Genomic DNA, 761 nt, shown 5'->3' on the forward strand with positions numbered 1-761 from the left:
GGGCCAGATGGCAGCCGACTACCGCATCCGGCAGGCCGCGTCGCTGGCCCTGGTGCAGCGGCTGACCGCTGATGGGCAAGCCGAACGTGTCGGGCTGGRCCAGCTGCTGTGCGGCGGCCCGCGTTGTAAGGTGTTGGAGGGGGATGCCAGCCTGTACTTCGACGACAACCACCTCAGCATGACTGGCGCCGCAATAGTCGCCCCCGCCGTGCTGCGGTTGCTGGAGGTCAAGACGACCGCAACTGCGGCTGGGCCTGGTCTTCTCCGATGACGGTGTGCAGGCCAAGGTCAGGCGGCGAGTGTGCCGACGGCGATGCGCAACACGTGCCTGCTGCACCCCCGAGCCGAGGGTTTGGGTTGCGGAATGTCGACGCCAGTGTCCATGTGTGATGTAAAAGTGGTCATTTGATGACGAGGCGAGTCCGCTATGCGCGCTCGCAAGGGAAGAGGGCTCCGTGGACCTCCGCTTCACGTTGAGGTATTGATGGATTCTTTACACATCTCGATTTCGGTTCCTATGCGCGTCCTTCTCAACCGGCTCCTCGCGGTCTTGCTCGGCGCTTGCATCTGTTCCTTGGGACTTGCGGCGAACGACGCGCGCGCTGCGGAATTTATTGCTACATGGCGTCAGATTTCCACGACCAATGCGCCCCCATGGCGCGAGTGGAGCGCCATGACGTGGGTGGACTCGCTCAATCAGGCGGTTTTTTGGGGAGGGGCCGGCGGCGGAGCCTATCTCAACGATGTTTGGGCTTTTGATC

The 761-nt window shown here is 62.8% G+C and carries 2 protein-coding genes; both read left to right on the forward strand.

Annotated elements, in window-relative coordinates; all coding sequences use genetic code 11:
• A partial coding sequence (locus AC1DU6_RS33740) for an SGNH hydrolase domain-containing protein (RefSeq protein ID WP_477862735.1) occupies window positions 1–271 on the forward strand: 271 nt, incomplete at its 5' end.
• A 213-nt stretch (window positions 272–484) separates the two neighbouring features.
• The coding region (locus AC1DU6_RS33745) for a hypothetical protein (RefSeq protein ID WP_477862737.1) at window positions 485–761 on the forward strand (277 nt) is incomplete at its 3' end.

It is taken from the genome of Roseateles sp. P5_B10 (genome assembly GCF_056400485.1).